The sequence below is a fragment of the Belnapia sp. genome (assembly GCF_059504005.1).
In genome coordinates, this window is sequence record NZ_JCACHU010000096.1 from 1 (window position 1) to 3,632 (window position 3,632).

Below are 3,632 nucleotides of genomic sequence, written 5' to 3' on the forward strand. Positions count from 1 at the left end.
GTAAAAACAGGCCAAGGATCACTGCGCCTGCTGCTTGAAACGGCGGACATGAGAGTGCAGTGATTCAAACGGATGGTGCAGGGAGCCTGGCCAGCTTGCCGAGGATGGTGTCGGCAGGCTTGGTCGAGGCGAACGGCTTGGAGGCCCTGTTGTGGTCACGGATGTAGCGGGCGATGGCGTCTTGCAGATCGGATACGGATTTGAAGACGCCGCGCCGGATGCGCCTGCGGGTAATGGTAGAGAAGAAGCCCTCGACGGCGTTGATCCAGGATGCGGAGGTTGGCGTGAAGTGGAAAACCCAGCGGGGGTGACCGGCCAGCCATTGCCGCACCTTCGGGTGTTTATGGGTACTATAGTTGTCGACGATGGCATGGATCACCTTGCCGACCGGGACCGCGCGTTCGACGGCATTGAGGAAGCGGACGAACTCCCTGTGGGTGTGCCGTGGCATGCAGCGGCCAACCACGGTGCCGTCGAGGGTGTTGAGGGCGGCGAACAGGGTTGTGGTGCCGTTGCGCCTGTAGTCGTGCGTCATGGTGCCGCACTTGCCGGGCTTCAGCGGCAAGCCCGGCTGAGTGCGATCGAGCGCCTGGATCTGGCTCTTCTCGTCGATCGACAGCACCACGGCATGGCAGGGCGAATCCATGTACAGGCCGACGATGTCCTCGACCTTGCTGGCGAAGGCGGGGTCGTTGGAGCGCTTGAAGGTACGCAGCCGGTGCGGCTGCAGGCGGTTGGCCTGCCAGATGCGCTGCACTGCGGTCAGGCTGATGCCGACCGTCTTGGCCATCGCCCGGCCAGTCCAATGGGTCACGGCGCCCGGCGGCTTGGAACAGGTCAGCGCCAGCACCTTGGCCACCGTCGTGGTGGCCAGCGGAGCCCGGCCGGGCAACCCCATTGAGCACCGCCTTCTTAGCTGCATCAGCATCAACTGGGCCGGTGTGCCGCTGCGCCGCTTCGACCTCGCCCAGCGCCTGATTGCTGGAACCACCACCGCAGCAGGTCTGACCGTGACCGCCCACCTCAAGCGCCGCGGCCATGAGCAGGGCGAGGCCGTCTCGGATGCAGACATGCAGCGCCTGCCCCTCACCAAGCATACCACCTGCCCACAATGGAGCTACACACTGTCGCCGCGACCCCAAACTGTCGCCGCGACCCCAAACCGAGCTCGTGGCAAATTAATTTCCTGCCTTGCCCTAGACTGTCTGAAACATGGTGTTTGCCGTGCCGCAGTCGGCCAATGGCCAGTAGGATCTTTTCAGGCGTGATACCATGATCGTTGGCCATGACATTGAACCCCTAGGGCACGGCAGGGATTTAATTCGCCGTGGCCTCGGTTTGCGGCCGTGGTGACAGTGTGTAGTTCCATTGTGGGCAGGTGGTATGCCTGGTGAGGAGCAGGCGCTGCATGTCTGCGTCGGAGACGGCCTCACCCTGCTCATTGCCGCCGCGCTTGAGGTGGGCGGTTACGGTCAGGCCCGCCGCGGTCGTGGTTCCGGCAATCAGAGACTGGGCAAGATCGAAGCTGCGCAGGGGCACACCGGCCCAGTTGATGCTGATGAAGCTGAATAGGCGGTGCTCAATGGGGTTCCACTTCGAGCAGCCGGTTGGATAATGACAAACCGTTACCTCGAGCCCGAAAGCATCACATAGCTGCTCCTGGATCTGCGCCTTCCAGACCCGAGAGCGGCAGCTGTTCGAGCCACCAGCGTCGGCCAGCACCAGCAGGCGGTCCGCATCGGGAAAGGCTCGCTGGCCATCCTGCCACCACCAGTCGCTGATCGCCTCGACCGCGAAGCGTGGTGTGTCGAAGCAGTCGCCGATCACGACGAAGCCACGGTTCGTTTTTGTCTCATAGATGCCGTAGGGAATGGCTTGGCCGACTGCATCCTGCGGCCAGTCGTGCACCAACACCGGATCGGCCTGTTGGCACCAGCTGCGCCCAGGGTTCTTGAAGTTACCGATCAGCTCCTTTTTTTTTCGAATCAACGCTGATGACCGGTGCACCCGCAGCCTCGAACCGTCGGCGCTCTTCAGCAATGTGCTCAAACTGCGCATTGCGTTCAGGCGCGCTGCGCGTCTCACCGCATCTGGTATTGGCCTTCGGCGAGTAGCCGAGCTCACGCAGCAGCCGGGCCACTGTTGGTCGGCTCGCCGGGTGGCCTGCAGCGCTTAGCGCTTCGCTGAGTTGTCGCAGCGAGCGGCGCTTGCCTTTGGTGCGCTTCCCCATGGGATCACCGGCTGTCTCAGGCTCCAGCAGGTTTTCCAGTGCCGTGGTGAGCCCAGCATCCTGCCTTTCACGTGCCGGGCGCCCGGCGCCTTGGCGTCGAATGCGCTCCGGTGTACGGTCCGCCAGGCCAGAGGCCAGTTCGCGCTGGCCACGCGCGATGGTGTGCCGGTCCAGCCCCGTGATCTCGGCAAGCCGTTGCACTCCGCCGTGACCTTGGCGGGTGGCCTCAACGGCGGCAAACCAGCGACGCTGCTGCTCATCCAGGCGGCTGATCAGCAGGTTGATCTGCCGATGCAGCAGCTGATCGGGATGGGGCTGGCGTGAGCGACAGGCAGCGCAGCCGCACTGATGTAGAACAGAGGCAGCCATGATCACCTCCGCGCCAAGGTCGTGGGACGCGATGCCGATTCTACCGCACCTGCCCGGTAAACCTGGGAAAATTATTGCGTGCCGTGCCCTAGGGCGTGTCTGCAAAGGGCTGACGTTTCGGGTTCGTGATGCCATATAGGTTGAGTGAAACGAGGTGATTTGACCGACGCGCAGTGGCGGCGATTGGAGCCGCACCTGCCGCCGGAGAAGCCCTGGACGGGGCATCCGAACGCGCCGCATCGGCGCATTATCAATGGTATTCTGTGGGTTCTGCGCACCGGTGCGCCCTGGCGCGACCTGCCGGCGCGCTATGGGTTGGGTGGGACGGTCTCGAGCCGCTTCTACCGTTGGCGCGCCTCGGGCGTGTGGGACCGCATCCTGGCGGCGCTGCAGGCCGAGGCGGAGGCGGCAGGCCAGATCGACTGGGACCTGCACTTCGTGGACGCAACCGTGATCCGCGCTCATCGGCACGCCGCCGGCGCTCGCCGAGACGGCGCCGTCGGGGGATTTGGAGCACTGCTCCAAATGCGCAGGCCCGAGAGGCGCTGGGCCGCAGTCAGGGCGGGTTCTCGACCAAGCTGCACCTGCGGGCCGAGGGCAACGGCCGGCCGATCACGGCGGTGCTGACCGGCGGCGAGCGGCACGAGCAGGTCGCGCTTGAGGGGTTGCTGGATCAGGGGGCGATCCGCCGCCCTGGCGGGGGCCGGCCTCGTCTGCGGCCACGGTGCGCCGCCGGCGACAAGGGCTACAGCAGCTCGACTGCGCGCAGTCGACTGCGTCGGCGTCACATCCGGGCCGTGATCCCGAGCAAGAGCAACCAGCGCCGGCAGCCCCACTTCGACCGTACCGCGTACCGCCGTCGCAATCTGGTCGAGCGCCTGATCAACCGCCTCAAGCAGTTCCGCCGCATCGCCACACGCTACGAGAAGCGCGCGGCCAACTACCTCGGCGTGGTTCACATCGGCATGCTTCTACTATGGAGGCTGTTGCTGAATCACGGACCGCAATGATGTTGGCAAGCGGGAGCGGTGTG

The 3,632-nt window shown here is 64.8% G+C and carries 5 protein-coding genes; 2 read left to right on the forward strand and 3 right to left on the reverse strand.

What is annotated here, in order from left to right; genetic code table 11:
• Positions 1-64: 64 nt before the first annotated feature.
• The gene (locus tag AC5JJ1_RS13585) at positions 65-928 is read right to left on the reverse strand and encodes an IS630 family transposase (protein WP_495785639.1); all 864 of its coding nucleotides are present in this window, start codon (positions 926-928) and stop codon (positions 65-67) included.
• Between AC5JJ1_RS13585 and AC5JJ1_RS13590 the strand changes: the two genes are divergently transcribed.
• Positions 828-1,268: an ISAzo13-like element transposase-related protein gene (locus tag AC5JJ1_RS13590; protein ID WP_495785640.1), complete on the forward strand. Its 441-nt coding sequence runs from the start codon at positions 828-830 to the stop codon at positions 1,266-1,268. The genes AC5JJ1_RS13585 and AC5JJ1_RS13590 overlap by 101 nt on opposite strands.
• A gap of 49 nt (positions 1,269-1,317) precedes the next feature.
• Here AC5JJ1_RS13590 and AC5JJ1_RS13595 read toward each other — a convergent pair whose 3' ends face one another.
• Both AC5JJ1_RS13595 and AC5JJ1_RS13600 read right to left on the reverse strand, forming a co-directional pair.
• The gene (locus AC5JJ1_RS13595) at positions 1,318-2,049 is read right to left on the reverse strand and encodes an ISAzo13 family transposase (RefSeq protein ID WP_495785641.1); all 732 of its coding nucleotides are present in this window, start codon (positions 2,047-2,049) and stop codon (positions 1,318-1,320) included.
• Entirely contained in the window at positions 1,958-2,599 is a 642-nt protein-coding gene (locus tag AC5JJ1_RS13600) for an ISAzo13-like element transposase-related protein (protein WP_495785642.1), read from the reverse strand. The genes AC5JJ1_RS13595 and AC5JJ1_RS13600 overlap by 92 nt, the downstream gene beginning before the upstream one ends.
• Positions 2,600-2,743: 144 nt before the next feature.
• On the opposite strand from AC5JJ1_RS13600, the gene AC5JJ1_RS13605 reads away from it, so the two are divergent.
• Positions 2,744-3,609 (forward strand): IS5 family transposase gene (locus AC5JJ1_RS13605; protein WP_495785643.1). Its coding sequence is split into 2 segments (ribosomal slippage): positions 2,744-3,106 and positions 3,109-3,609, totalling 864 coding nucleotides; the frame shifts between segments, so codons are not numbered across the junction.
• Positions 3,610-3,632 lie beyond the last annotated feature (23 nt).

Coding starts and splice junctions, on each gene's coding strand:
- AC5JJ1_RS13585 (WP_495785639.1), bottom strand. CDS start 928: ATGCTGATGCAGCTAAGAAGGCGGTGCTCAATGGGGTTGCCCGGCCGG.
- AC5JJ1_RS13600 (WP_495785642.1), bottom strand. CDS start 2,599: ATGGCTGCCTCTGTTCTACATCAGTGCGGCTGCGCTGCCTGTCGCTCA.